Raw genomic sequence first — 25,150 nt, forward strand, 5'->3', positions numbered from 1 at the left:
CCACCATCTCTCCACGCATTGACAGCGAATGGTGGGCTCGCTTCGCTCAGCCCACCCGACAACTCCATCACGCCGCCACCGGCTTCGGCCGCGAGATCGCCAGCACAATCAGCGCCGCCACCACACAGAGCGCACCGGCGACGAAGAAGGCCGGCAGGTAGGTCTGGAGCGCCGTCCGCGACAGGCCGGCGCCGAAGGCCGCAACGCCCGCGCCGAGCTGATGGCCGGCAAAAATCCAGCCGAACACGAGATTGGCGCGCTCAGGCCCGAACCGCTGCGCGGTGAGCCGCACCGTGGGCGGCACGGTCGCGATCCAGTCGAGCCCGTAGAAACATCGCAAACAGCGACAGGCCATAGAACGAGAAGTCGGTGAAGGGCAGGAACAACAGCGACAGGCCGCGCAGCCCGTAATACCAGAACAGGAGCCAGCGATTGTCGTAGCGGTCCGACAGCCAGCCCGAGACGATGGTGCCGACGAAATCGAAAATGCCCATCGCCGCGAGCAGGCTCGCCGCCTGCACCTGCGGAATACCGAAATCAAGGCACATCGGAATCAGGTGAACCTGGACCAGACCGTTGGTCGAGGCGCCGCAGATGAAGAAGGTGGCGAACAGGATCCAGAACACGCCCGACTTCGAGGCGTCGCGCAGGGTGCCGAGCGCTGCCGCCATGATAGGCGTGTTGTTCGGCGGGAGCGCCGGCAGCGGCTCGGTGCCTTCGTCGCCGAACGGCCGCAAGCCGACGTCGCTCGGGCGGTCGCGCATGACCATCAGCACGGCGAAGGCGGCCACGCCCAGCATCACGCAGACCAGCGCCAGCGCGATCCGCCAGCCATAGGTTTCGGTCAGGCTCGCCAAGAGTGGCAGGAAGGCAAGCTGCCCGGTCGCAACGCTCGCGGTGAGGATGCCGACCACAAGCCCGCGCCGCGCCGCAAACCAGCGCGCGGCAATCGTAGCCCCCAGCACCAGCGCCGTCATGCCGGTGCCGAGCCCGATCACCACGCCCCACAGCAGCATCAACTGCCAGACCTGCGTCATCGCCAGCGATGCGACGAGGCCGGATACGACGATCAGCAGCGCCAACAGCGTGACGTTGCGCAGGCCGTAGCGGTTCATCAGCGCGGCGGCGAAGGGCGCCATCAGCCCGAACAGGATGAAGCGGATCGACAGCGCCGAGGAAATCTCCGCCGTGGTCCAGCCGAATTCCTTCTGCAGGGGCACGATGAAGACGCCGGGAGCGCCGACCGTGCCGGCGGAGATCAGGGCGGTGAGAAAGGTCACGGCGACCATCACCCAGCCGTAGTGGATGTTGCGGCGGGCGAGGGCGGCTGACAGCCAGTTCGAGATCATTGGGCCTCAGAGGATTCCAGAGGGAAGATTGGCCTGGTTCGGCTTACGCATTCTGACGTGATGACCGTTTGACTTGAATGTCACACTTCCCTCATTTCAGGACATCACGACACCGCTGCGCCAAGGATCGATCCAGGTGCGGTCAACCCCGGTATTGAATTATTGTTGTAATATTATGCGCTGCAACAAATCGCAACGGACCATCCCATGAAAAATCTCGCCGTTCGCCTGAGAGAAATTGATCGACCGGCGCCTGAGGCTGGGATTGCCCCCTTGCCGGCAGGTCTCATGCGGCCCTCCGTCTATTTCTTGCGGTCGAGAAATCCCTGCATCAGCCGCTGCGGCTCGCCGGTCAGGAAGGACTTTCCGAACACGCCGACGCTTAAGTTGACGGATTCGGTCAGCGGCAGTTCCTCCCACTGGCGCAGCAGCGCCTTCTGTGCGCGCAGCGCTTCCGGGCCGCATTCGAGCAGCGCGTTCACCGTGTGCTCGACGGCGGCATCGATGCCATTTTCCTTCGCGACCACGTCGACCAGGCCCCAGGCGAGCGCGGTGGGCGCGTCGATGTTTTCCGCTGTCATGACCAGCCAGCGGGCGCGGCCCCAGCCGATCAGCCGCGGCAGCAGGGCGGCATGGATTACCGAGGGGATGCCGACACGCACCTCCGGCATGCCGAATTTAGCGTCGTGGGCGGCAATGCGGAAATCGCAGGCGGCGGCGACTTCGAGTCCGCCGCCGAGACACCATCCAGGCAGCCGCGCGATCACGGGCGCCGGAAAGTTGCGCACGGCCTCGCAGAGGTCGCGCAGCCGCGTGATAAAGGCTTCCGCGGATTTCTGGTCGAGACGCGCCATCTCCTTGATGTCGGCGCCGCCGATCATGCTCTTTTCGCTCTGGCCGGCGAGGATGACCGCGCGAATGCTCTTGTCGCCGGCGAGTTTCTCAAACCCTTCACGAACCCCGTTGGTGACGGCGGAGGAGAGGATGTTGAGAGAGCCTGCGTTGCAGATCGAGAGGCGAACGACACCTCGAGCGTCGCGATCGATGCCGCAGTGGGGATTGAGCATTTCCATTTTGTTTTCCGCAACTGGTCGGGACGGTTGACGTCACTTCCAAGGACATTACGGCGGCTTGTCAAGGGGAAGCGGGGAGGGTGTTGCGCGGCGGCACGCGCCGACATAGAATGACGACTATCATTCAATGGAGCTGTTCATGACCTCGACAGAGACCGTCGATCTGTTTTCGTTCGACACGCGCAGGCATCGGGTGGTGGAGTGGCAGGCGCCGGGGCCGGTAGCGAAGGCGGCCTCCGGGATGTCCGGGCTGGAGACGATGTGCGCGATCCGCGACGGCATCCTGCCACCGCCGCCGATGGCCCGATTGATCGGCTTTGAGATGCGTGTCGCCGAACCCGGCCGGATCGTGATGGAACTCGACCCCGATGAAAGCCTGGAAAATACCATCGGACTGCTCCATGGCGCGGTGGCTGCGGCACTGCTGGATACCGCCATGGGTTGCGCCATCGCCACCATGCAGCCGGCCGGGCAGAGCTCGGTGACGCTCGACCTCAAGCTGACGTATTTGCGGCCGCTGTCGGTACGATCAGGCACGGTCTCGGCGGAAGGCAAAGTGGTAAAACTCGGCCGCCAGGCCAGCTATGCCGAAGGCTTCGTCCGCGACGGCGCGGGCAATCTTGCGGTGCACGCGACTGCCACATTCACGATGATCGGCGTTGAAAAAGCGAAATAGATGCAGCTTTTCGCCCGCACAACTGCTATTATATGACTGCAGACATTTAATGGGACGGGTTGATGCGTTATTCAAAAGAGCACAAGCAGGAAACCCACGCGCGGATCGTGAAGAAGGCCTCGGTGCGGCTTCGCGAAAAGGGCGCGCATGGCATCGGCGTCGCCGACCTGATGAAGGAGGCCGGCCTGACTCATGGCGGCTTCTACGCGCATTTCGATTCCCGCGAGGCGCTGGTGATCGAGGCCTTTGCCTATGCGATGGACCGCTCGGTCGCGCATTGGCGCGAGATCGCCGCTGAAACGCCGCCGGAGAAGCGGCTGTCGACGATCATCGATTCCTACGTCTCGACGGTGCATCGCGACGATCCCGGCCGCGGCTGCGCGGTCCCCACGCTCGGCGCCGAGATTGCCCGCGAAAGCGCCAAAACCCGCAAGGCCTTTAGCGCCAAACTCGAACAGTTGATCGATGTGATGGCCGAACAGATTCTGGATGTGCCACGAAAGACGGCGCGCAAGCAGGCCATGGGCACGCTGGCCACGATGATGGGCACGCTCGTGATGTCCCGCGTGGCGGGCAGCGGTGAACTGTCGGACGAAATTCTCGCCTCTGGCCGCGAGGCGGCGCTGGCCCGTGCCGAGGCGACAAAACCGACCGCGAAGAAGGTGCGGGCGAAGGTGAATTGAAATCCAAATCTACGTTCTCGCAATGACGTGGTGAGAGTTCACCGCCCGGCAAACAGCGCGCGTTCGCTCTCCACCGTCTCGTAGATGTAATCGGCAACCGCCCTGATCCGCGCGAGATCCTTGCTGTCGGCGTGCATCAGCATCCAGAAGGTGCGCGAAATCCTGATCTCGTCCGGCAATACCGGCCGTAATTCCGGATGCGCCGTTGCCATGAAGTGGGGCAGCACGGCGATGCCGAAGCCTGCGATGGTGGCATTGAGTTGCGCGATCAGATTGGCGCTGCGGAATTTCGCGGAGATCTTTGGCGAGACCTGCGGCAGGTAGTCCAGTTCGGGCGTGAACAGCAATTCCTCGATGTAGCCGACGAAGCGATGCGCGGCCAGGTCGGCACGGCCAGTGATTTTCGGCGCGCGGTCGAGATAGGCGGGGGCGGCGTAGAGCCCGAGGCTATAGTCGAGCAGCTTGCGGCCGACGATCCGGCCTTCCTTGGGCATCGTCAGGCTGATCGCAATGTCGGCCTCGCGTTTCGACAGGCTGAACAGGCGCGCGGTGGCGACGAGCTGCAGGTCGAGATCGGGATACCGCTCGGTGAACTTCAGAAGCCGCGAGGCCAGGAAATGGCTGCCGAACCCGTCGGGGGCGCCGATCCGGACCGTGCCGGTGAGCTGGGCGCGCGAGCCGCCGACCGCCTCCTGGTTGGCGACGATGGTGGATTCCATCGCTTCCGCGCTGTCGGCGACGCGCTGGCCGGCCTCGGTCAGGAGGTAGCCGGTCTTGCGGCGATCAAACAGTTTTGCCGAGAGATGCCGTTCCAGGCGGTCGACACGCCGGATCACTGTGGCATGATCGACCGATAGCTGCTTGGCGGCAGCGGAAACCGATCCGCCGCGGACGATCGCCAGCACGAAACGGAAGTCATCCCAATCGATCGTCTTGGTGCCTTGATCCAGCATTTCCGCACATCTAAGGTGCAATATATCAGACTTGTATCCTAAGAAATGCAGGTCAAAAAGGGCTCCAAAGCTGATCCAGCGGGACTTCAGGGAGAAAATTCATGCGCTCAATCGGACATTTCATCGGTGGTAAAGAGGTCAAGGGCACGTCCGGCCGGACGGCCGACGTTTTCGAGCCGATGACAGGCGACGTCCAGGCCAAGGTGGCGCTGGCCTCCAAAGCCGAGGTTCGCGCCGCTGTCGAGAACGCCAGGGACGCCCAGGTCGAGTGGGCCAACACCAATCCGCAGCGCCGCGCGCGCGTGATGATGAAGTTCCTCGAACTGGCGCAGCGCGATTACGACAAGCTCGCCGACATGCTGGCGCGCGAGCACGGCAAGACCGTTCCCGACGCCAAGGGCGACATCCAGCGCGGCCTCGAAGTCGTCGAATTCGCCTGCGGCGTTCCGCACCTGATGAAGGGCGAGTACACCGAAGGCGCGGGCCCCGGCATCGACATCTATTCGATGCGGCAGCCGCTCGGCGTCGTCGCCGGCATCACGCCGTTCAATTTCCCGGCGATGATCCCGATGTGGAAATTCGCGCCGGCGATCGCCTGCGGCAACGCCTTCATCCTGAAGCCGTCCGAGCGCGATCCCGGCGTGCCGATGATGCTGGCCGCACTGATGATCGAGGCGGGGCTTCCGCCCGGCGTGCTCAACGTCGTCAACGGAGACAAGGAAGCCGTCGACGCCATCCTCGACGATCCCGATATCAAGGCGGTCGGCTTCGTCGGCTCTTCGCCGATCGCGCAATATATCTATGAGCGTGCCGCCGCCACCGGCAAGCGCGCGCAGTGTTTCGGCGGCGCCAAGAACCATGCCATCGTCATGCCCGATGCCGACATGGACCAGACCGTCGATGCGCTGATCGGCGCCGGCTATGGCTCGGCCGGCGAGCGCTGCATGGCGATTTCGGTCGCCGTGCCCGTCGGCAAGCCCACCGCCGACCGGCTGATGGAAAAGCTGATCCCGCGGGTCGAGAGCCTGAAGATCGGCACCTCGATCGATCCCTCCGCCGACTACGGTCCGCTGGTGACGAAAGAGGCGCTCAACCGCGTCAAGAACTACGTCGAAATCGGCATCAAGGAAGGCGCGACGCTCGCCGTCGACGGCCGCGGCTTCAAGATGCAGGGCTATGAAAACGGCTTCTACATGGGCGGCTGCCTGTTCGACAACGTCACCAAGGACATGCGGATCTACAAGGAAGAGATCTTCGGCCCGGTGCTCTCGGTGGTGCGCGCCCACGACTACAAGGAAGCGCTGGCGCTGCCGTCCGATCACGATTACGGCAACGGCGTTGCGATCTTCACCCGCGACGGCGACGCCGCTCGCGATTTTGCCGCCAAGGTGAATGTCGGCATGGTCGGCATCAACGTGCCGATCCCGGTGCCGATCGCCTATTACACGTTCGGCGGCTGGAAGAAGTCCGGCTTTGGCGATCTCAACCAGCACGGTCCGGATTCGATCCGCTTCTACACCAAGACCAAGACGATCACCTCGCGCTGGCCGTCCGGCGTCAAGGAAGGTGCGGAATTCTCGATCCCGACGATGAACTGATGGTGTAGCCCAGGCCGTCATTGCGAGCCAACGGGTCGGGCGAATGCCCGCCCGATGACAGGCTCCACGAAGCAATCCATAGTGCCGCGAAAAGGAAGAATGGATTGCTTCGTCGCTTCGCTCCTCGCAATGACGACAAGAATGAGCAGCCCAGAATGCATTTCGCTCTCAATGAGGACCAGATTGCGGTTCGCGATATGGCGCGGGAATTTGCCGCGGAAAAAATCGCGCCGCATGCGATCCGCTGGGACGAGGAAAAGCATTTCCCCGTCGACGTGATGCGGGAAGCTGCCAAGCTCGGCATGGGCGGCGTCTACATCAGGGACGACGTCGGCGGCTCGGCGTTGACGCGGTTCGACGCCGCGCTGATCTTCGAGGCCTTGGCGCAGGGCTGTCCGACGGTGTCGGCCTTCATCTCGATCCACAACATGGCTTCGTGGATGATCGATGCCTATGGCAACGACACCCAGCGCCAGAAGTGGTTGCCAAGGCTCTGCACCATGGAGCTGTTGGCGAGCTATTGCCTGACCGAGCCGGGCTCCGGCTCGGATGCCGCGGCGCTCCGCACCCGCGCGGTGCGCGACGGCGACCATTATGTGCTCAACGGCCAGAAGCAGTTCATCTCCGGCGCCGGTGGCGGCGACCTCTATGTCGTGATGGTGCGGACCGGCGCCGACGGCCCCGGCGGCATCTCGACGCTGGTCATTCCGGCCGACACGCCGGGCGTCTCATTCGGCGCCAATGAGCGCAAGATGGGCTGGAACGCGCAACCGACCCGCGCGGTGATTTTTGAGAATGCCCGCGTGCCGGTCGAGAACCGGCTGGGCGAGGAGGGCATCGGCTTCAAGATCGCGATGGCCGGGCTCGACGGTGGCCGCATCAATATCGCGGCGTGTTCGCTCGGCGGCGCGCAAAGCGCGCTGGAGAAGTCGCTGGCCTACATGAAGGAACGAAAAGCGTTTGGAAAACGCCTCGATGAATTCCAGGCGCTGCAGTTTCGGCTTGCCGACATGGCGACCGAACTGGAGGCGGCGCGGACTTTTGTCTGGCGTGCCGCCGCAGCCCTCGACCGCAAGGACGCGGACGCCACCATGCTGTGCGCGATGGCCAAGCGTTTTGGCACCGACGTCGGTTTCGAAGTCGCCAACCAGGCGCTGCAACTGCATGGCGGCTACGGCTATCTCAGCGAATACGGCATCGAGAAGATCGTGCGCGATTTGCGCGTGCACCAGATCCTGGAAGGGACCAACGAAATCATGCGGCTGATCGTGTCGCGCAAGCTGATCGAGGGCGCGCGATGACAGATGCTGCTGTTGCAGAGGGCGACCTGATCGCGCGCAAGGAAGGCTCGGCTGGCATCCTCCGGCTGAACCGGCCGAAGGCCATCAATGCGGTGACGCTGGAGATGTTCCACGACATCGACAAGGCGCTCGATGCCTTCGAGGCCGATCCTTCCGTGGCCGTGATCCTGCTGGAAGGCGCGGGCGAGCGCGGCCTCTGCGCCGGCGGCGACATCCGCGCGCTCTGGGAAAGCTCCAAGGTCAAGGGCGATCTCGGCAAGATCCTGTGGCGCGACGAATACATCCTCAACGCCCGCATCAAGAAATTCCCGAAGCCTTATGTGTCCTTCATGGACGGCATCGTGATGGGCGGCGGTGTCGGGTTATCGGCGCACTCGAGCCACCGTGTCGTGACCGACAAGACGAAATTGGCAATGCCGGAAGTCGGCCTCGGCTTCTTCCCGGATGTGGGCGGCACATGGCTGCTGTCGCATTCGCCGGGAGAGATCGGCACGTATTTCGGCTTGACCGGTCAGACCATGAACGGTCCGGACGCGATCCATGCGGGTTTTGCCGACGCGGTCGTACCGTCAGGCAAACTCGCCGCGTTGCGCGAGGCGCTGACCAAGATTCGGCCCGGTGTGACCCCCGCAGAAGTCAAAGCGCTGATTGCTGGCTTCGCAACCGGTGAGACGGCTGGACCTGTCGCCGCGATGCAGCCGAAGATCGACGCATGGTTCGCCTACGACCGCATGGAAGACATCGTCGCGGCTTTGCAGCGCGACGGCTCGGAGCTGGCGCTCTCGACGCTGAAGACGCTGAAGGAAAAATCGCCGCGCGGCATGGTGGTGACGCTGAAACTGCTGCGGCTGGCGCGGGCATCACGTTCGCTGGAGGAATGCCTGGTGCGGGAGTATCGCGCCGCGCTGGAAGTCTTTGCCAGCGACGATTTCCGCGAGGGCGTGCGCGCCGCGGTGATCGACAAGGACCGCAATCCCAAATGGTCGCCGCCGCGGATTGAGGACGTGACGCCGGCAGTGGTCGCGCCGTATTTCGCCGAGATCGGCGCCGATGAGTTGAAATTTCCCTGATCAAAACAGAAAAGTCTTAGCGGAGGATTCGAGATGGCAAATATCGCATTCATTGGCCTCGGCAATATGGGTGGGCCGATGGCGGCCAATCTGGTCAAGGCTGGCCACAAGGTGACCGCGTTCGATCTCGTGGCAGCCTCGCGCGATCAGGCCAAGGCCGACGGTGCCGCCATCGCCGAGAGTTCGGTGGCCTCGGTCAAGGGCGCTGAAATCATCATCACCATGCTGCCCGCGGGCAAGCATGTGTTGTCGGTCTGGAACGAAGTGATCCCGGCGATGACCAGGGGCACGCTGATCATCGATTGCTCGACCATCGACGTCGAAAGCGCCAAGCAGGCGCATGCGCTGGCCGCCAAGCACGGCGCGCTCTCGGTCGATGCGCCGGTGTCGGGTGGAACCGGCGGCGCCAAGGGCGCGACGCTCACGTTCATGTGCGGCGGCGAGGACAAGGCGTTTGCGGCGGCAAAGCCCGTGCTGGAGAACATGGGCAAGAAGATCGTGCATTGCGGCGGCCCCGGCGCGGGGCAGGCGGCCAAGATCTGCAACAACATGATATTAGGCATTTCCATGATCGGGGTCGGCGAGGCCTTTGCGCTCGCGGAGAAACTCGGGCTGTCGCATCAGGCGCTGTTCGACGTCGCCTCGACCTCCTCGGGGCAATGCTGGGCGCTGACGTCGTATTGCCCGGTGCCGGGCCCGGTGCCGGCGTCGCCCGCGAATAACGGCTACAAGCCCGGCTTCGCCTCGGCGCTGATGGTCAAGGACCTGACGCTGGCGCAGGACGCGGCCAATGCCTCGGGGGCTGTGACGCCGCTGGGCAAACACGCGCAGGAGATCTACAAGGCCTTCGACGCCGCCGGCCATGGCGGGGTGGATTTTTCCGGTATTATCCAGCACGTTAGGAGCCTCGCCGGGAAATAACGGAGACCTGATGACGACCTTCCAGGAAGCGCGCACCTTTCTGCTCAAGCACCGCGCCGATTACGATACGGCCGTGAAGGGATTTCGCTGGCCCGATCCGGTTCCGTTCAACTGGGCGCTGGACTGGTTCGACGCGGAACTCGGCTGCAATGCCGACAGCCGCGACCGCAACGCGCTCTGGATCGTCGATGCCGGTCACAAAGAGACAAAACTTTCCTTTGCGGCGCTCTCGGCCCGTTCCAATCAGGTGGCAAACTTCCTGCGTGCGCAGGGCTTGAGGCGCGGCGACCATCTGTTGCTGTTGCTCGGCAATGTCGTGCCGTTGTGGGAGACCATGCTGGCGGCAATGAAGCTCGGCGTGGTCGTGATCCCCGCCACCACGCTTCTCACGCCCGACGAATTGCGCGACCGGCTCGATCGCGGCCGGGCGAGGGTGGTGGTGGCTTCGCAGGATCAGGTGGCGAAATTCGCAGGCCTCGGCGGCGACAATCTGGTGCGTATCGTGGTCGGCGCGTCCACGACGCATGACGGCTGGCTGCCGTTCGAGCAGGCGGCCGGCGCGCCCGGGACTTTTGCGCCTGATGGTCCGACCAACGCCGACGACCCGATGCTGCTCTATTTCACCTCGGGCACGACGGCAAAACCAAAACTGGTGCGGCACGGCCAGCGCAGCTATCCGGTCGGTGCGCTGTCGACGATGTTCTGGCTCGGGCTGCAACCGGGCGACGTGCATCTGAATATTTCCTCGCCGGGCTGGGCCAAGCATGCCTGGAGCTGCTTCTTCGCGCCATGGAATGCCGGAGCTACCGTGTTCGTGGTCAACCAGCCGCGCTTCGATGCCAAGGCCTTGCTCGCCACCATCGGCCGTTGCGGCGTCACCACGCTGTGCGCGCCGCCGACGGTGTGGCGGCTGTTCATTCAGGAGAGGCTTGCGGATTTCAAGGTGAGCCTGCGCGAGGTCTGCGGCGCCGGCGAGCCGCTCAACCCCGAGGTGATCGATCAGGTGAAGGCGGCGTGGGGCTTGACCATCCGCGACGGCTACGGCCAGACCGAAACCACCGCGCTTGCGGGCAACTCGCCGGGCCAGAAGGTCAAGGTCGGCTCGATGGGCCGCCCGCTGCCGGGCTACCGCGTGCAGATCACCGACAGTGACGGCCACGTCACCAAGGAGGGGGAGGTGACGCTGGTGCTCGGCGCCGATCGGCCCGCGCCGGCCTGATGCAGGGCTATCAGGGTGAAGACGGCAAACTGAGCGGCGCCGACGGCGATCTCTATCGCAGCGGCGACGTGGTGTTTGCCGATGACGAGGGTTATCTGACTTTCGTCGGCCGTTCCGACGACGTTTTCAAATCATCCGACTACCGTATCAGCCCATTCGAGCTGGAAAGTGTGCTGCTGGAGCATGAATCGGTCGCTGAAGCCGCAGTCGTTCCCAGTCCCGATCCGATCCGTCTCGCAATCCCCAAGGCCTACGTGCTGCTGGTGTCGGGCGTGGAGCGAACACCGGAGACAGCGCTGTCGATCTTCCGGCATTTGCACACAAGGCTCGCCCCATTCAAGCGTATCCGCAAGATCGAGCTGGTTACGGAACTGCCGAAGACGATTTCCGGAAAGATCCGCCGCGTGCAGTTGCGGCGGCTCGAACATGATAATAACCGCAGTGATGTGTTGCGCGGCGCCGAGTTCCGCGAGGAAGAGTTCCCGGAGTTGCAAAAGGTGCGGACCGCCGGGCTGGAGAGTTAATCAATGAATGAAGTCTGGAAGAAGCCGCCGGTCTCGTTTGAGGCCTATCAGGCCATGGTGGGCAAGGAGATCGGGGTGTCGTCCTGGCACCTGATCGACCAGAGCCGGATCAACGTCTACGCCGACGTGATCGAGGACCATCAGTTCATCCATGTCGATCCCGAGCGAGCCAGGAAGGAAACCGAGTTCGGCAACACCATCGCCCATGGCTTCCTCACGATGTCGTTGATGAGCATCATGTCCTATGAGGTGATGCCGGTCATCGAAGGCACCGCGATGGGCGTGAATTATGGCTTCGACAAGCTGCGCTTCCTCTCGCCGGTGCGCGCAGGCTCGCGCGTGCGTGGCCGCTTCACGCTGATGGAGGCCAAGCTGCGCAAGCCGAAGGAGCTGCAGTCGCGCACCAATGTCACCGTTGAGATCGAGGGCGAGGAGAAGCCGGCGCTGGTCGCCGACTGGATCGGGCTGATCTATTTCAATTGATATCCGCCCGTCATGGCCGGGCTTGACCCGGCCATCCATCCTTGTTCAAAAGCATCCTTGTTTTGATGGATACCCGGGTCAAGCCCGGGCATGACGACAAAGAACGCAGCGGGAATTCCAATCATGGCAATCAGGTTTGACGGACGCGTCGCTATCGTCACCGGCGCGGGCAATGGTCTGGGACGGGCGCATGCGCTGGGGCTGGCGAGCCGCGGCGCCAAGGTGGTGGTCAACGATTTCGGCGGCGCGCGCGACGGCACCGGCGGGTCGCTGACGCCGGCTGAAACCGTGGTCGAGGAAATCCGCAAAGCGGGCGGCACGGCGATGGCCGATGGCGCGGACGTCTCGAAGTTCGGACAGGTCACGGCGATGGTCGAACGCGCCACCAAGGAGTGGGGCAGCGTCGATCTCCTGTGCGCCAATGCCGGCATTCTCCGCGACAAGTCTTTCGCAAAAATGGACGTCGCCGACTTTGCCAAGGTACTCGATGTTCATCTCGTCGGCACTTTTTACTGCTGCAAGGCGGTGTGGGAAGGCATGCGCGAACGCAACTATGGGCGCATCGTGCTGACCACCTCGTCGTCGGGCCTGTTCGGCAATTTCGGCCAGGCCAATTACGGCGCCGCCAAAGCCGGCATGGTCGGCCTGATGAACGTGCTGGCCGAGGAAGGCCGCAAGAACAATATCCGCGTCAACACCATTTCGCCGACCGCGGCGACCCGGATGACGGAAGAACTGCTGCCGCCGCAGGCGCTGGCCCTGATGCGCCCCGAGGCGATCACGCCGGCGGTGGAATTTCTGCTCAGCGAGGACGCCCCGACCCGCACCATCATGGGCGCCGGCGCGGGCTCGTTCGCGGTGATCAAGATCATAGAGACCGAGGGCGTCAATCTGGCCCAGTCCGACTGGACGCCGGATGCGATTGCGGCGCATTTTGCCGAGATCGACGATGTCTCGAAGGCCAAGGCGCTGCAAGGCGCGTTCGAGCAGACGCAGAAATATGTGGCGCAGGCCGCAGCGCGGGCGGGGATCAAGCTGTAGAGCACGGGCCAATTCGTAGGGTGGGCAAAAGCGCACTTCGCGCCGTGCCCACCACGCATCTCCGATGCCGGTGATGTATGGTGGGCACGCTTCGCTTTGCCCGCCCTACAGACTGTCAATCCGGCTTACACTCCCGCCATGTCATCATCTTCCAAAAACGTCGCTGTCATCGGCGCCGGCCCCGCTGGCCTGATGGCGGCCGAAGTGCTCGCGCAGGGCGGCGCCGAGGTCACCGTCTATGACGCGATGCCGTCGGTTGGCCGCAAATTCCTGATGGCCGGGCGAGGCGGGCTCAACCTCACGCATAGCGAGCCGTTGCCGACATTCCTCGCGCGCTATCGCGAGGCGATGCCGCATCTGAAAGCCGCCATCGAGGCATTCCCGCCGCAGGCGTTGCGTGACTGGAGCGAGGCGCTGGGGCAGGAAACTTTCGTCGGCTCCAGCGGACGCGTTTTTCCAAAAGCCTTCAAGGCTTCGCCCTTGCTGCGGGCCTGGCTGCGACGGCTGGATTCGATGGGCGTACGATTGGAGCTGCGTCATCGCTGGAGCGGCTGGGACGAGCAGGGCCGTCTTCGTTTTCAAACGCCGGATGGACCGCAATTCGTCGAGACGAGCGCGACCGTACTGGCGCTTGGCGGCGCAAGCTGGCCGCGGCTGGGCTCCGATGGCGCATGGGTCGAAACGCTCGTCGCGAAAGGCGTGCAGATATCGTCGCTGCGACCGGCCAATAGCGGCTTCGCCGTCGCATGGTCGGACATCTTTCGTGACCGCTTCGAGGGACAGCCGCTCAAGGGTGTGGCGCTGACATTCGGTGCGCATAGCGTCCGCGGCGAGGCCGTCGTTACCCGAACCGGCATCGAAGGCGGCGCGGTTTATGCGCTGTCGGTCGAGTTGCGCGAAGCCATTATCCGTTCAGGTCAGGTGACGCTGCATGTGGCGTTGCGGCCCGATCTCGACATGAAAGAGCTGATCGCGAAGGTATCGGCGCCGAAAGGCAAACAATCCCTGTCGAATTTCCTGCGGAAGGCCGTCAGCCTCTCACCTGTTGCAATCGGATTGCTGCAGGAGGCAGCCAAGGCATCCGGCACTTCGCTCACGTCGCTGTCGCAGCCCAACCTTGCCAGCCTGATCAACGCCGTCCCGATCGAACTCACCGGCACAGCGCCGATTGCGCGCGCGATTTCGACCGCGGGCGGGATACCGTTCAGCGAGATCGACGGCGATTTCATGCTGCGCCGCCTGCCCGGCGTGTTTGCCGCCGGTGAAATGCTGGACTGGGAAGCATCGACCGGCGGCTATCTGCTGCAAGCCTCGTTCGCGACCGGAGCGGCAGCCGGACGGGGCGCGCTGAAGTGGCTTAGTTCGTAGGATGGGTAGAGCGCAGCGAAACCCATCAACTAGCAACGCGGCAAGTCCCGATGGGTTTCGCTGCGCTCTACCCATCCTACGGGGTACCTACCGCAACTTCCCCCTCGCCGCCACCGGCAGCGTGCCCAAAATCTCCTCGCCGCGCACCATCACCACCTCGTCCATCATGTTGACGACGACGCAGACGTGATTTGGCACGATCCGCACGACGTCGCCGACGACAGGCCGCGTGTTGCTGCGGGCCAGATCGAGAAAGCCATGCTCCTCGGCAAAGCGCGCAATCTTCGCCTCGGGGTGCTCCAGGATCAGCCCGTGGCCTTCAAGCCCGCCGCCGGTATCTGATGTCAGCGTCTTGGAGCCCGCATCCAGAATGCCGCGCTCCGGGCCGGCGCGGCTGACGACGGTGGAATAGATGTTGAGCGCGCAATCGTCCCAACTGGCGACGCCGGCGGCGACCTGCATGCGGTCGTTGTAGATATAGGTGCCGGGACGATGCTCGGTCGCGCCCTGGAGTTTTCCAAGATTCTTCAGGTTCGGCGAGCCGCCGGTCGAAACCATCGTCGCATCGAGCCCGTGCGCACGGACTCCGGCCAGCGCCTCATCGAAGAATTTCTGTGCCTCGGTCCAGCCGGTCTCGGTCGGGTACAGCATGAAGCCCGCAAACTTGAGTCCCTTGCAGCCAGCGATCTCGCGCGCCAGCGCAATCGCTTCGCCCGGCGTCTCGACACCGGCGCGCTTGCGCCCGGTGTCGCATTCCACCACGACCGACAGCGGACGGCCGGAAGCGCTGGCTGCCTGCGGCAGGCCCGCGATCACGGTCGAATTGTCGGCGGCGACCGTCATGTTGGCTTTGGCCTGCAGCGCGGCGAGCCGGGCCATTTTTTCGTCGCCGATCAGATTGTAGCTGATCAGGATGTCGTCGATCCCGGCTTCCGCCATCACCTCGGCCTCGCCGAGTTTTTGGCAGGTGATGCCGCGGGCGCCAGCCGCAACTTGCATGGTCGCTAACAGCGGGCTCTTGTGGGTCTTGATATGCGGCCGGTTGGCGACGCCAGCCGCATCGCAGGCCGCCTGGATCCGAGCGATGTTGCGCTCGACGCGGTCCATGTCGATCACGGCGCAGGGCGTGCCGTATTCACGGGCGATTTTGGCGGCGAGGGGGGTGCTCATCAAGTTGGCTCCAGTTGTGCTTTTTCGTCATTGCGAGCGAAGCGAAGCAATCCATCGAGCGGCATAACGGATGGATGGATTGCTTCGTCGCTTCGCTCCTCGCAATGACGGTAGAAATACCTACGCCTGTTCGATCTCTTCTCGCAAAACTTCCAGCTCCAGCCACCGGTCTTCGGCGGCAGCGAGTTCTTCCTGCGCCTTCGCGATCGCCGCGGAGGCCGCGTCGAATTTCTTGCGATTCTTGGTGTAGAGGTCGGGATCGTCAAGCAGCTTTTGCTGTTTTGCGATCTCGGCCTGCAGCTTCGCCATCGTCTTCGGCAGCGTTTCCAGCGCGTGCTTCTCGTTGAAGTTCAGCCGCCGCTTGGGCGCCGCAGAGGGCGCGGCAGCCTTGGTTTCCTTCTTTTCCTCGACGGCAGTCATATTGGGAGCTTCGCGTGCGAGATCCTCGCCACGCTGCGCCAGCATGTCGGTGTAGCCGCCGGCATATTCGATCCAGCGGCCGTCGCCCTCGGGCACGATCACGGAAGTGACGACGCGGTCGAGGAAGTCGCGGTCATGGCTGATCAGGATCACGGTGCCCTCGTAGTCGCCGAGCATCTCCTCCAGCACGTCGAGGGTTTCGAGATCGAGGTCGTTGGTCGGCTCGTCCAGCACCAGCAGGTTGGAGGGCTTCGCCAGCGCGCGCGCCAGCATCAGCCGTCCGCGCTCGCCGCCGGAGAGCACCTCGAGCGGCGTGCGCATCTGTTCCTGGGCGAACAGAAAGTCCTTCATGTAGCTGACGACATGCTTCGGCCGGCCGCCGACCATGACATGGTCGCCGCGGCCGCCGGTCAGCGCTTCGGCGAGTGTCGATTTCGGATCGAGGCTTTCGCGGTGCTGGTCGAGCGTCGCCATCTCGATATTGGCGCCGAGCCGGATCGTGCCGCTGTCGGGTGGATCGTTGCCGATCAGGAGATGAACCAGCGTCGTCTTGCCGGCGCCGTTCGGTCCGACGATGCCGATGCGGTCGCCGCGCTGGACGCGGATCGAAAAGCCATCGACGATCGTGCGGTCGCCATAGGCCTTGGCGACGTTCTTGGCCTCGATGACGAGCTTGCCTGACTTGTCGGCTTCGGCGGCGGCGAGGCTGGCATTCCCGGTCGCGCCGCGATAATCGCGCCGCTGATCGCGCAGCGCATGCAGATTGCCGAGCCGCTTGACGTTGCGCTTGCGGCGGCCGGAGACACCGTAGCGCAACCAGTGTTCCTCGTTGACGATCTTGCGGTCGAGCTTGTGCTGGTCGCGCTCTTCTTCCGCCAGCACCTCGTCGCGCCAGGATTCGAACGCCGAGAAACCGCGGTCGATCTGCCTGATCTGGCCGCGATCGAGCCAGGCGGTCGCGCGCGACAGATTGGAGAGGAAGCGGCGGTCATGGCTGATGATGACCAGCGCGCAACGTCGGCTTTCCAGCTCGCCCTCCAGCCATTCGATGGTGGGAAGGTCGAGATGGTTGGTCGGCTCGTCCAGCAGCAATATGTCGGGCGAAGGCGCCAGCACCCGCGCCAGCGCCGCGCGGCGGGTCTCGCCGCCGGAGACATGTGCGGGGTCTTCGTCGCCGTGCAGCCCGAGTTGCTCCACCAGATAGCGCGCCTGGTAATGATCGTCGCCGGGGCCGAGGCCAGCCTCGACGTAGGCCAGCGTCGTCTTGTGATCGCCGAAATCAGGCTCCTGCGGCAGATAGCGGATGGTGGCGCCCGGCTGCACGAAGCGGCTGCCGCCGTCGGGCTCGACGGTGCCGGCGGCTATCTTCAGAAGCGTCGATTTGCCGGAGCCGTTGCGGCCGATCAGGCAGACGCGCTCGCCCGCGGACACGGATAGCTCCACGCCCGACAGCAGCGGCGTGCCGCCAAAGGTCAGCCTTATATCTTTCAACTGGATCAGCGGCGGCGCCATCGTTCACTTCAACCCTGATTTGGCGCGGGCTGTTGCGCCCGCTGGCGCTGGATGCGGCGGATGGTCTGGTCGAGCGCCGACAAAAATGCCGAGCGGTCGCGCGGGGAATAGGATTTCGGCCCGCCGGTGACTTCGCCCGATGAGCGCAGGTCGGTCATCAAATTGCGCACGGCCAGCGTCATGCCGATCGATTGTTCGGTGAACGGCTTGCCGTTCGGCGCAATCACCTCGGCGCCCGATTTCACGCAGCGGCTGGCGAGCGGGATATCCGAGGTGATGACGATGTCGCCTTGTCCCGCACGCTCCGCGATCCAGTCGTCGGCGGCATCCATTCCGGAACCGGCGGCAATGCGCTCGATCAGCGGATCCTGCGGCACGCGGATGAAATTCCCCGCGACCACGCTGACCGGCAGGCCGTGCCGGGTCGCGACGCGATAGATCTCGTCCTTTACCGGGCAGGCGTCGGCGTCGACATAGATGCGGGTGGGGTTCAATTCAGGCATATCTCGGCGGCATGTTCTTGCCCGCGCGTGGTAGCCTATTCGATGGCTGAATGCGAGGAAAACAGGGGGCGGAACACGCTTGCCACGGTACATTCTTTGCGTACGATAAATGGCTGAAAACAACCAAGAATAAGAGGAATGGGCATGACTATCGAGCCGTATCGCGTCCAGGCCTACAACACCGCCAAACAATCCGAAAACAAGATGCATGACGACACCGTGGCAAAGCGGTTCGGATTCTCGGGTGGGCTGGTTCCGGGCGTCGACGTGATGGCCTATATGATGCACCAGCCGGTCGCCAAATGGGGCCGTGCCTTTCTCGAACGCGGCTTTATCGATGTGCGCTTCCTCAAGCCGGTCTATGACGGCGAGATGGCCGAACTCACGGCAGGGGAAAGCAATGACGTGCTTTCGATAGAAGTGCAGAGCCGCGACGAGCTTTGCGCCACCGGCACCGCGTCATTGCCGGCATCCGCACCGGCTGTTTCGATTGCAGACTACAAGGAAGTCGCTGCCGTAGCGGAGCGCAGGCCGGTCAGCGGCGCTTCCTACGAACTCGGCAAATGGCTCGGCACCACGCCGCGCGACTGGGCGGGCGAAGCGGCCGCGGGATATCTGGCTGACATCAGGGCAGCCGATCCGATCTATACGAAGGAAGGCCTCGGTCATCCTGGCCTGCTGCAACGGGTGATGAACCGGGCGCTGGTCGACAACGCCATTTTGGGGCCTTGGATTCACGTCGGCAGCCGCATGCAGCTCCTGTCGGCTGCGAAAGTCGGCGACGTCATTACGGCCCGCGCGAAGGTGATCGGCAATTACGACAAGAAGGGCCACCGCTTCGTCGAACTCGATGCGCTGGTCGTCGCCAACGGCAAAACACCGCTGGCGCATTGCCACCACATCGCGATCTACCAGCCCCGCGAGCAGGCGGCGGCGTAACACGATGCGTTATTGCCGGGCTTGACCCGGCAACCCGTCCTCTACGAGAGGCTGTTCCTCTCTGGCCTGCCGCCATGTCGCGGGCGGCGAGCCGACCACCCGCCGGAACGCCCGGTTGAAAGCCGCGTCGGAGTCATATCCGACGCGTCCGGCGATCTCGGCCACGCCAAGCGTGCTGTCTTGCAGCAGGTGCTGGGCCAAATGCATCCGCCAGCCCGCGAGATACTGGATCGGCGACTCGCCGACCAGTTCGACGAATCGTTTGGCGAGCGCCGCACGCGAGACCCCGACTTCCTTTGCAAGCGCTTCGACGGTCCACGGTCGTTCCGGCTGCGCATGAAGCAGTGTGAGCGCGGGACCCACCTGGGGATCATGCAGGCCCGCCAGCCATCCGCCGCCATGGCCCTGTGGCGCAAACTGCAACTGCCACCGCAGCAGCTCGAGGAAAAGCGACTCAGCCAATCGCGCCAGCACGGCACGATTGCCGGGACCCGGCGTCGCGGTTTCGCTCATCAGGTAGCGCACCGATGCCCGCCACCACTCCTTCTCCTGCGGATGCGTGATCGCCTGCACACGCCTTCCGATGCCGTCCAGCGTCTCGAGCGTAAGGGCGTCTTCGCGCGAGCGGACGCAAAGAATCGCCGGCAGCGATTTCAGCAGCGGATCGAACCGCTGATCGGCGTGCAGAAAGCCGCAGATGAAGCGCGCCGGCGGCCCGCCGCCGCCGTGATTCACGACCGTGATCCGCTCCGCGGACGGTTGCGAATAGATGTCCTGTATCGGGACAGGCGCCAGTTCAGGGTCGCTGGCCATCACATGCTGATCGCCGCGCGGGAACACGATCACGTCGCCGCTTTCGATGTGGATTGGCGGCAATGCCCCTGATGTCACCAGGCAATTGCCCTCGGTGACCACATGAAACGGTGTCACCGATCCTTCGGAGGATTGCAGGCGCGCCGCAAGCAGCGCCGGCGGGGACGAAAGAATGGCCCACGGATGCGTAAATTCCGCGCGAAAATGGATCGTTCCGGACAAACGGACGACGCGCAGGACTTCCGACAATACGTCCACAATCTGATTCCAAATTCCTGTTGTCGGCACGCCTGCGGGCTGGGCGAAAGCTTTTCAGAATGCACGCTCCAGTCAAGCGCTATAGCGTCGCGGCAAAGCTTCTTGGAGCCGTGGTCATTGCGCTATTGACCAAGCTTCGCCACATACTACGCCATTATCTGTGCCCAACGGTAAAACAGCATACGGGAGAATACGATGCCGAGTTCAGTGAAGGATTTACTTGCAGCGGCTAACAGCTCCGTTCCAGCCATCAGCCCGCAAGACGCGAAAGCCCTGATCGAGCGCGGCCAGGTCCTGGTGGTCGATGTGCGCGACGGGCTTGAGCTACAGAGCACCGGCAAGGTCCAGGGCGCGAAACACGTCGCGCGCGGCATGCTCGAATTCAAGGCGGATCCTGACAGCCCCTATTATGACAATGCATTCGATCGGGAAAAAACCGTGATCGTCTATTGCGCCTCCGGCGGCCGGTCCGCGCTTGCCGGCAAGACGCTGCAAGACATGGGCTACAAGGACGTGCGTAATCTCGGCGGCTTCAAGGGCTGGGCCGAAAGCGGCGGCGCGGTCGAGAAGGTGTGATGCGCAGAACAGGAAATACTCGTCATGCGCGGGCTTGACCCGCGCATCCATCACTTCAGAAGAGTCATTGAAACGTGATGGATTGCCGGGTCAAGCCCGGCAATGACGGGTTGGCCTAGCCTCACGCCGCCTGCTTGGCCTTCGCATCCTGGATCGCCCGCCACACCCGCTCCGGCGTCAGCGGCATGTCGATATGGGTGATGCCGTATTCCGACAGCGCGTCGACCACCGCGTTGACGACGCAGACGAGGCTGCCGGCACAGCCGGCTTCGCCGCAGCCTTTTGTGCCCAGCGGATTGGACTTTGCGGGCGAGGGGTGGTCGCCGACTTCCATCGGCGGAATGTCCTCCGCGCGCGGCAAGGCATAGTCCATGAACGAGCCGGTGATCGGCTGGCCGCTTGAATCGTAGCTGACTTCCTCCATCAGCGCCTGGCCGATGCCCTGCGCCACGCCGCCATGCAACTGGCCGGCGACGATCATCGGGTTGACCACGGTGCCGAAATCGTTGACCGCGAAGTAGCGCACGATCCGCGTCACGCCGGTCTCGGGATCGATTTCCACTTCCGCGACATGGCAGCCATTGGGGAAGGTGGACGGCGTGTCCTTGGTGGCGTGGTCGACGTCGAGCGACAGCGGCACGCCCTCCGGCATCCTGCCTTCGCGCACGCGCTGCGCCAGCTCCATGATGCCGATCGAGCGGTCGGTGCCGGCGATGGTGAAGCGGCCTTGGGCGAATTCGATATCGCCCTCGGACGCTTCCATCAGATGCGCGGCGGCCTGTTTGCCTTTCGCGATCACGAGGGCGGAAGCTTCCACGATGGCCTGACCGGTCGCGGTGATGGAGCGCGACCCGCCGGTGCCGTTGCCGAAACGGACGAGATCGCTGTCGTTCTGCTCCAGCGTGATCTTGTCGAAGGGAACGCCTAGCTGCGCCGAAAGCACCTGCGCGAACGGCGTGGCGTGGCCTTGGCCGTAATCGAGCGTGCCGGTGGTCAGCTTCACCGAACCATCCGGCTCGAAGCTGATCTTGCCGAGTTCGCCGCTCGGCGGCGCGGTCACTTCCAGATAGGAGCCGACGGCGATGCCGCGCAGCTTGCCGCTCTTTTTGCTCTCCTTCTTCCGCTTCGCAAAATTGGCGTGATCGGAAATCTCCAGCGCCTTGTTGAAGACGCCTGCGAAATCGCCGCTGTCATAGGTGACGCCAGAGGCTGCTGCGAACGGCAGTTGCGACGGCTTGATGAAGTTGCGCTTGCGCAAGGTGAGGCGGTTGATGCCCATCTCGTCGGCGGCGCGGTCGATCAGCCGCTCCATGTAGTAATTGGCCTCGGGCCGGCCGGCGCCGCGATAGGCGCCCATCAGCGTGGTGTTGGTCAACACCGTCTTGATGTCGACGCCGAGCAGCGGCGTGCGGTAGACACTCGCAAGATTCTTGCCGGTGTTGAGCGACAGCGGCCCCGGCGCGACGCCGGTGATGTAGGCGCCGAGATTGCCGTAACCCTGCAGGCGCACCGCCAAAAACTTGCCTTCGGCATCGAGCGCCAGTTCGGCGTGAATGAGCTGCGCGCGGCCATGGCTGTCCGAAAGGAAGCTGGTCGAGCGCTCGTCGGTCCATTTCACCGGGCGGCCCAGCGCCTTCGCCGCGTGCAGGATGCAGGTATATTCGGGATAGCTGACGTTCTTCATGCCGAAGGAGCCGCCGACATTGGCGGTCAGGATGCGAACCTTGTCGTTCGGCACGTTGAGGATTTTCGCCAGCGTCACCTTGTTGCCGGAGACGCCCTGCGTCGGCACCTGCAGCGTGAAGCGTTCGGCCGCCTTGTCGTAGGCGGCCAGCGCCACGCGCGGCTCCATCGACACCACGGCAACGCGGGTGTTGACGATGTCGAGTTTGGTCACATGGGCAGCAGCGGCGAACGCCGCGTCGATCTTGGCCGTGTCGCCATAGTGGTAGTCCAGCGCGACGTTGTTCGGGATGTGATCGTAGAGCAGCGGCGCACCGGGCTTTGTCGCTTCAGCCGCGTCGGTCACGGCGGGTAGCGGCTCGATCTCGAGTTCGACGGCCTCCGCCGCGTCGCGCGCCTGCGCCAGCGTTTCCGCGACCACAAAGGCGATGGGGTCGCCGACAAAGCGCACCTTGTCGGTCGCCAGCGCCGGACGGTTGGTCTGCAGCAGCGGTGAGCCGTCCCGGCTCTTCAGCGGCAGACCGCAGGTGAAGGGGTTGTAGCCGGCGGCTTCCAGGTCCTTGCCGGTCCAGATGCCGAGCACGCCGGGCATGGCCTTGGCGGTGGCCGTGGCGATCCCCTTGATGATTCCGTGGGCATGGCTGGAGCGCACCATCCAGCAATAGGCCTGGCCGGGCAGGGCGAAATCGTCGGTGTATTTGCCCTTGCCGCGCACCAGCGTGTCGTCTTCCTTGCGGCGCACCGGCTGCCCCACCCCGTATTTTTGCAGTGCGATAGCGTTGTCCAGGGAGGCGGCGCCCGTGTGATCTTGCATCGAAAAACACCTGAAATGCTTGGGATTCTCTTGGATTTTCCCGGTTCCGCGGGTTCCTGCTGAGATAACGCACTGCGTCATGCCGGACAACGCCTGATTGGGCATAGTCCTATGTGATGGGTTGTTGCGTAGCCCCTTGGCGCTGCTAAAGTTTCCGTGAACGGTAATTTTTCTTCGGCGGCCCGGAAGCGGCCTGCGGAAAGACAGTTTTGATGATTGACGATACGCGGCTGCGCGAAGGCCTTGAGGTCTGCGCTAGCCCGTCAGGGTCGGTTGCGGCGGCCACGGCAAACGGTGTCTATGCCGCGCTCGACCTTGGCACCAATAATTGCCGGCTTTTGATCGCCAGTCCGGCAGGCGATGGTTTTCGCGTGGTGGATTCGTTTTCGCGGATCATCCGGCTCGGCGAGGGCATTTCCGCGACCGGTTCCATCAGCGAGGCGGCGATCGAGCGCGCCATCGCGGCGCTCAGCATCTGCAGCGACAAGATCCGCTACCGCAAGGCCCACCGCCTGCGGTTGATCGCCACCGAAGCCTGCCGCGCTGCCGCCAATGCCGAAAGCTTTCGCGCCCGCGTCGCGAGCGAGACCGGCATCCGGCTCGAGGTGATCGATCGCGAGACCGAGGCGGCGCTTGCCGTGATCGGCTGCTCGCCGCTGCTGGACGCAAGAGGGCGGGGCGCGATCCTGTTCGACATCGGCGGCGGCTCGACCGAGCTGGTCCGGATCGAGCGCGATCCCGCCGAGCAGAATGCGTCGCCGCGGATCAAGGCGTGGATATCGATCCCGCTCGGCGTCGTCACCTTGGCCGAGCATTTCGGCGGACGAGACGTCACGGCGGAATCCTATGCGGGGATGGTGCGCGAAGTCGCGCAATATGTCGCGCCGTTCGCTGGCGAGCACGGCACGGATTTGCACGACATGCATATGCTGGGCACCTCCGGCACCGTGACCACGCTCGCCGGCGTCCATCTCAATCTGGCGCGCTACGATCGCCGCCGCATCGATGGCATCTGGATGCACGGTTCCGACATTACCGCGGTGATCCAGCGGCTGCGCGGCATGAGCTATCTGGAGCGCGCCAACAATAATTGCATCAGCGTCGAGCGCGCCGATCTGGTGCTGGCCGGCTGCGCCATTCTGGATGCGATCCGCGATGCCTTCCCGCTGCCGCGGCTGCGCGTTGCCGACCGGGGCCTGCGCGAGGGCATGCTGGTCGAGATGATGCGCGAAGACGGCGCGCTCAGGGCGTGTTAATGCGCCGCGTGGCGTGATGTGCTAGATCGCGTCTGACACCCCAAGGCACCGACAGACATGGCAAAAGACACCACCGGACGCCTGCACGTCACGGTCAAGAGCGGTGGCAAGCGCAAGCTGTCATCAAAACTCTGGCTGGAGCGGCAGCTCAATGATCCCTATGTGGCGCAAGCCAAGCGGGACGGCTATCGCTCGCGCGCGGCCTACAAGCTGATCGAGATCGACGACAAGTATCACTTCCTCAAGCATGGCATCGCTGTGGTCGATCTCGGCGCCGCTCCCGGCGGCTGGAGCCAGATCGCAGCGAAGCGTGTCGGCGCCGTCAACGGCAAGGGCAAGGTGGTCGCGATCGATCTCCTGGAGATGCCGGAGATTCCTGGTGTCAATTTCGCCCAGCTCGATTTCCTGGCTGAGGACGCGCCCGAAAAGCTGATCGCGATGATGGGCGGGCGGGCCGATGTCGTGATGTCCGACATGGCGCCCAACACCACCGGCCATCGCAAGACGGATCAGTTGCGCATCGTCGGCCTGATCGAAACTGCGGCAGCGTTTGCCGCCGACGTGCTCAATCCCGGCGGAACGTTTCTGGCCAAGGCCTTTCAGAGCGGCGCAGACGCCGAACTGGTCGCGCAATTGAAGCGCGATTTCGCCAGCGTGCGCCACGTCAAGCCGGCTTCGAGCCGGCAGGATTCGTCGGAGCGCTACGTGCTGGCGATGGGATTTCGCAGGCAGCCCACCCGGCTTTAAGCGCAACCTTTACGCGGCCGCGGTCGATGAATGTCTGCCTGGTTGCGGGGTGAGCGACGTTGACGCGCCTGAGTAATGCCATTGGAACTTTTTCCCGGATGGCGCATAATACCAGCTCGGCGCGGTCTGTTTATTCGCATGCAGCCTGACGCCAGCAGCAGTTCTGCAGCGTACGGCGCATCCGTCTGGGAAGGAGCTTT

The 25,150-nt window shown here is 63.8% G+C and carries 20 protein-coding genes and 2 pseudogenes; 14 read left to right on the forward strand and 8 right to left on the reverse strand.

Annotated elements, in window-relative coordinates; genetic code table 11:
• Positions 1-67: 67 nt before the first annotated feature.
• Both V1294_RS18955 and V1294_RS18960 read right to left on the reverse strand, forming a co-directional pair.
• A pseudogene (locus V1294_RS18955) lies at positions 68-1,349 on the reverse strand (MFS transporter).
• A gap of 302 nt (positions 1,350-1,651) precedes the next feature.
• Positions 1,652-2,422: an enoyl-CoA hydratase gene (locus V1294_RS18960; protein ID WP_334481400.1), complete on the reverse strand. Its 771-nt coding sequence runs from the start codon at positions 2,420-2,422 to the stop codon at positions 1,652-1,654.
• A gap of 139 nt (positions 2,423-2,561) precedes the next feature.
• Here V1294_RS18960 and V1294_RS18965 point away from each other — a divergent pair, with 139 nt between their 5' ends.
• Entirely contained in the window at positions 2,562-3,098 is a 537-nt protein-coding gene (locus tag V1294_RS18965; protein WP_334499262.1) for a PaaI family thioesterase, read from the forward strand.
• A 62-nt stretch (positions 3,099-3,160) separates the two neighbouring features.
• Positions 3,161-3,781, forward strand: coding sequence for a TetR/AcrR family transcriptional regulator (locus V1294_RS18970; protein ID WP_334499264.1), 621 nt, complete (start codon positions 3,161-3,163; stop codon positions 3,779-3,781).
• Positions 3,782-3,819: 38 nt separating this feature from the next.
• On the opposite strand, the gene V1294_RS18975 is transcribed toward V1294_RS18970, so the two are convergent.
• Entirely contained in the window at positions 3,820-4,734 is a 915-nt protein-coding gene (locus V1294_RS18975; RefSeq protein ID WP_334499267.1) for a LysR family transcriptional regulator, read from the reverse strand.
• Between the two features lie 101 nt (positions 4,735-4,835).
• Here V1294_RS18975 and V1294_RS18980 point away from each other — a divergent pair, with 101 nt between their 5' ends.
• The 8 genes and pseudogenes from V1294_RS18980 (at position 4,836) to V1294_RS19015 (ending at position 14,259) form a co-directional block, all read left to right on the forward strand.
• Positions 4,836-6,332: a CoA-acylating methylmalonate-semialdehyde dehydrogenase gene (locus V1294_RS18980; RefSeq protein WP_334499269.1), complete on the forward strand. Its 1,497-nt coding sequence runs from the start codon at positions 4,836-4,838 to the stop codon at positions 6,330-6,332.
• 155 nt (positions 6,333-6,487) lie between these two features.
• Positions 6,488-7,633, forward strand: a complete 1,146-nt coding sequence (locus tag V1294_RS18985) for an isobutyryl-CoA dehydrogenase (RefSeq protein WP_334499270.1) — start codon at positions 6,488-6,490, stop codon at positions 7,631-7,633.
• Positions 7,630-8,703: an enoyl-CoA hydratase/isomerase family protein gene (locus V1294_RS18990; RefSeq protein WP_334499272.1), complete on the forward strand. Its 1,074-nt coding sequence runs from the start codon at positions 7,630-7,632 to the stop codon at positions 8,701-8,703. The genes V1294_RS18985 and V1294_RS18990 overlap by 4 nt, the downstream gene beginning before the upstream one ends.
• Before the next feature lie 33 nt (positions 8,704-8,736).
• A complete protein-coding gene (mmsB, locus tag V1294_RS18995; RefSeq protein WP_334499273.1) occupies positions 8,737-9,624 on the forward strand; it encodes a 3-hydroxyisobutyrate dehydrogenase in 888 nt (295 codons plus the stop codon).
• A gap of 10 nt (positions 9,625-9,634) precedes the next feature.
• A pseudogene (locus V1294_RS19000) lies at positions 9,635-11,367 on the forward strand (AMP-binding protein).
• A gap of 3 nt (positions 11,368-11,370) precedes the next feature.
• Entirely contained in the window at positions 11,371-11,850 is a 480-nt protein-coding gene (locus V1294_RS19005; protein ID WP_334499275.1) for a MaoC family dehydratase, read from the forward strand.
• Between the two features lie 123 nt (positions 11,851-11,973).
• On the forward strand, positions 11,974-12,891 hold the full coding sequence (locus V1294_RS19010) for an SDR family NAD(P)-dependent oxidoreductase (protein WP_334481384.1): 918 nt from the start codon (positions 11,974-11,976) through the stop codon (positions 12,889-12,891).
• A gap of 138 nt (positions 12,892-13,029) precedes the next feature.
• Positions 13,030-14,259, forward strand: coding sequence for an NAD(P)/FAD-dependent oxidoreductase (locus V1294_RS19015; protein WP_334499277.1), 1,230 nt, complete (start codon positions 13,030-13,032; stop codon positions 14,257-14,259).
• 87 nt (positions 14,260-14,346) lie between these two features.
• Here the strand turns inward: V1294_RS19015 and V1294_RS19020 are convergent, their stop codons facing one another.
• The 3 genes from V1294_RS19020 to V1294_RS19030 all read right to left on the reverse strand — a co-directional run bounded on the left by V1294_RS19020 (position 14,347) and on the right by V1294_RS19030 (position 17,855).
• On the reverse strand, positions 14,347-15,429 hold the full coding sequence (locus V1294_RS19020; protein WP_334499279.1) for a D-TA family PLP-dependent enzyme: 1,083 nt from the start codon (positions 15,427-15,429) through the stop codon (positions 14,347-14,349).
• 120 nt (positions 15,430-15,549) lie between these two features.
• Entirely contained in the window at positions 15,550-17,361 is a 1,812-nt protein-coding gene (locus V1294_RS19025) for an ABC-F family ATP-binding cassette domain-containing protein (RefSeq protein ID WP_334499282.1), read from the reverse strand.
• A gap of 8 nt (positions 17,362-17,369) precedes the next feature.
• A complete protein-coding gene (locus V1294_RS19030; protein ID WP_442895356.1) occupies positions 17,370-17,855 on the reverse strand; it encodes a YaiI/YqxD family protein in 486 nt (161 codons plus the stop codon).
• A gap of 147 nt (positions 17,856-18,002) precedes the next feature.
• Here V1294_RS19030 and V1294_RS19035 point away from each other — a divergent pair, with 147 nt between their 5' ends.
• Complete coding sequence (locus V1294_RS19035; protein ID WP_334499285.1) at positions 18,003-18,803, forward strand: hypothetical protein; 801 nt, start codon at positions 18,003-18,005, stop codon at positions 18,801-18,803.
• Between the two features lie 9 nt (positions 18,804-18,812).
• Here V1294_RS19035 and V1294_RS19040 read toward each other — a convergent pair whose 3' ends face one another.
• Positions 18,813-19,874 carry an AraC family transcriptional regulator gene (locus V1294_RS19040; RefSeq protein ID WP_334499287.1) on the reverse strand — a complete coding sequence of 354 codons (1,062 nt, stop codon included), beginning with the start codon at positions 19,872-19,874 and terminating at the stop codon, positions 18,813-18,815.
• 195 nt (positions 19,875-20,069) lie between these two features.
• Between V1294_RS19040 and V1294_RS19045 the strand changes: the two genes are divergently transcribed.
• Positions 20,070-20,450: a rhodanese-like domain-containing protein gene (locus V1294_RS19045; protein WP_247778404.1), complete on the forward strand. Its 381-nt coding sequence runs from the start codon at positions 20,070-20,072 to the stop codon at positions 20,448-20,450.
• Between the two features lie 121 nt (positions 20,451-20,571).
• Here the strand turns inward: V1294_RS19045 and V1294_RS19050 are convergent, their stop codons facing one another.
• Positions 20,572-22,947 carry a xanthine dehydrogenase family protein molybdopterin-binding subunit gene (locus V1294_RS19050; RefSeq protein ID WP_334499291.1) on the reverse strand — a complete coding sequence of 792 codons (2,376 nt, stop codon included), beginning with the start codon at positions 22,945-22,947 and terminating at the stop codon, positions 20,572-20,574.
• Positions 22,948-23,159: 212 nt separating this feature from the next.
• Here V1294_RS19050 and V1294_RS19055 point away from each other — a divergent pair, with 212 nt between their 5' ends.
• Both V1294_RS19055 and V1294_RS19060 read left to right on the forward strand, forming a co-directional pair.
• The gene (locus tag V1294_RS19055) at positions 23,160-24,203 is read left to right on the forward strand and encodes a Ppx/GppA phosphatase family protein (protein ID WP_334499293.1); all 1,044 of its coding nucleotides are present in this window, start codon (positions 23,160-23,162) and stop codon (positions 24,201-24,203) included.
• A gap of 57 nt (positions 24,204-24,260) precedes the next feature.
• Positions 24,261-24,950: an RlmE family RNA methyltransferase gene (locus tag V1294_RS19060; RefSeq protein ID WP_334499295.1), complete on the forward strand. Its 690-nt coding sequence runs from the start codon at positions 24,261-24,263 to the stop codon at positions 24,948-24,950.
• Positions 24,951-25,150: the final 200 nt, after the last annotated feature.

This window comes from Bradyrhizobium sp. AZCC 1678 (genome assembly GCF_036924765.1).
GTDB classification, from domain to species: domain Bacteria; phylum Pseudomonadota; class Alphaproteobacteria; order Rhizobiales; family Xanthobacteraceae; genus Bradyrhizobium; species Bradyrhizobium algeriense.

Excerpts from the sequence above, each read along its gene's own strand:
- V1294_RS19020 (WP_334499279.1), bottom strand. The coding sequence starts at position 15,429 with ATGAGCACCCCCCTCGCCGCCAAAATCGCCCGTGAATACGGCACGCCC.
- V1294_RS19060 (WP_334499295.1), top strand. The coding sequence starts at position 24,261 with ATGGCAAAAGACACCACCGGACGCCTGCACGTCACGGTCAAGAGCGGT.
- V1294_RS18985 (WP_334499270.1), top strand. The coding sequence starts at position 6,488 with ATGCATTTCGCTCTCAATGAGGACCAGATTGCGGTTCGCGATATGGCG.
- mmsB (WP_334499273.1), top strand. The coding sequence starts at position 8,737 with ATGGCAAATATCGCATTCATTGGCCTCGGCAATATGGGTGGGCCGATG.
- V1294_RS18990 (WP_334499272.1), top strand. The coding sequence starts at position 7,630 with ATGACAGATGCTGCTGTTGCAGAGGGCGACCTGATCGCGCGCAAGGAA.
- V1294_RS19010 (WP_334481384.1), top strand. The coding sequence starts at position 11,974 with ATGGCAATCAGGTTTGACGGACGCGTCGCTATCGTCACCGGCGCGGGC.
- V1294_RS19025 (WP_334499282.1), bottom strand. The coding sequence starts at position 17,361 with ATGGCGCCGCCGCTGATCCAGTTGAAAGATATAAGGCTGACCTTTGGC.
- V1294_RS19050 (WP_334499291.1), bottom strand. The coding sequence starts at position 22,947 with ATGCAAGATCACACGGGCGCCGCCTCCCTGGACAACGCTATCGCACTG.
- V1294_RS18965 (WP_334499262.1), top strand. The coding sequence starts at position 2,562 with ATGACCTCGACAGAGACCGTCGATCTGTTTTCGTTCGACACGCGCAGG.
- V1294_RS19035 (WP_334499285.1), top strand. The coding sequence starts at position 18,003 with ATGGGCATGACTATCGAGCCGTATCGCGTCCAGGCCTACAACACCGCC.
- V1294_RS19015 (WP_334499277.1), top strand. The coding sequence starts at position 13,030 with ATGTCATCATCTTCCAAAAACGTCGCTGTCATCGGCGCCGGCCCCGCT.
- V1294_RS19045 (WP_247778404.1), top strand. The coding sequence starts at position 20,070 with ATGCCGAGTTCAGTGAAGGATTTACTTGCAGCGGCTAACAGCTCCGTT.
- V1294_RS19005 (WP_334499275.1), top strand. The coding sequence starts at position 11,371 with ATGAATGAAGTCTGGAAGAAGCCGCCGGTCTCGTTTGAGGCCTATCAG.
- V1294_RS18970 (WP_334499264.1), top strand. The coding sequence starts at position 3,161 with ATGCGTTATTCAAAAGAGCACAAGCAGGAAACCCACGCGCGGATCGTG.
- V1294_RS18960 (WP_334481400.1), bottom strand. The coding sequence starts at position 2,422 with ATGGAAATGCTCAATCCCCACTGCGGCATCGATCGCGACGCTCGAGGT.
- V1294_RS18980 (WP_334499269.1), top strand. The coding sequence starts at position 4,836 with ATGCGCTCAATCGGACATTTCATCGGTGGTAAAGAGGTCAAGGGCACG.
- V1294_RS18975 (WP_334499267.1), bottom strand. The coding sequence starts at position 4,734 with ATGCTGGATCAAGGCACCAAGACGATCGATTGGGATGACTTCCGTTTC.
- V1294_RS19055 (WP_334499293.1), top strand. The coding sequence starts at position 23,160 with ATGATTGACGATACGCGGCTGCGCGAAGGCCTTGAGGTCTGCGCTAGC.